The organism is Micromonospora sp. DT4 (genome assembly GCF_049841675.1).
In the GTDB taxonomy this organism is placed as follows: Bacteria; Actinomycetota; Actinomycetes; order Mycobacteriales; family Micromonosporaceae; genus Micromonospora.
Window position 1 is genome coordinate 1 of the sequence record NZ_JBNCKT010000343.1, and the last position, 656, is coordinate 656.

1 protein-coding gene is annotated in these 656 nt (G+C 57.6%); it reads left to right on the top strand.

Annotated elements, in window-relative coordinates; genetic code table 11:
- Positions 1 to 607 (top strand): hypothetical protein (locus ACLQ24_RS30020; protein WP_425895100.1); only part of this gene is annotated, 607 nt, incomplete at its 5' end.
- Positions 608 to 656: the final 49 nt, after the last annotated feature.

Below are 656 nucleotides of genomic sequence, written 5' to 3' on the forward strand. Positions count from 1 at the left end.
GCATGCCGACCCGGACGGCGAGATGGCCGAGATGCTGAAAGAAAAAGGCCGCCTCGAGGTCATCTACCTGAATGAGGACGACACATCGAGATTTGATGGTTTGAGGGCGCCCGGGGAGCCGTCACCGAAGCCCCGGCCGCCAACGGCCAAGAAGGAAGAGGACAATCAGGAGCGGATCGCGGGGATTGAGCTTTGGGTGGGGCCAGATCGCGAGAACTCGGGCAAAATTCCCGCCGAAGCAAAAGAGGTGGAGGGTCCCGGGGGGAATGTTCACCCCGTCGGGCAAGTATTCCAGACTTTGCGGAAAACGGGACTTTTGTTTCATCAGGGACTCTTCAATGTCCTGAACGATAACGGTTTCCAGCCGGAGGTTACCGACAACAAGATTCGAATACGCCTAGACAAGAGCACGTTTGTCACTGTTGCCGAGAAGGCGGAGAAGGACAAGGCGACGTTCGCCGCTTATGACCTCTGGTGCGAAGGCGACTCCACAAGGGCGGGAAAGATCCCTACACAACGCACCCGGATTACGCTCCCGGAAACGGGGGCCGTTATTGATCTCGGCAGACGGATGCATACTGAGGTGATCTCAGCGACTTTCAGGTAGGTATTTGTACTCGAAGTGAGTCAGGTGCAGCGCGGCGGCGACGATGTCG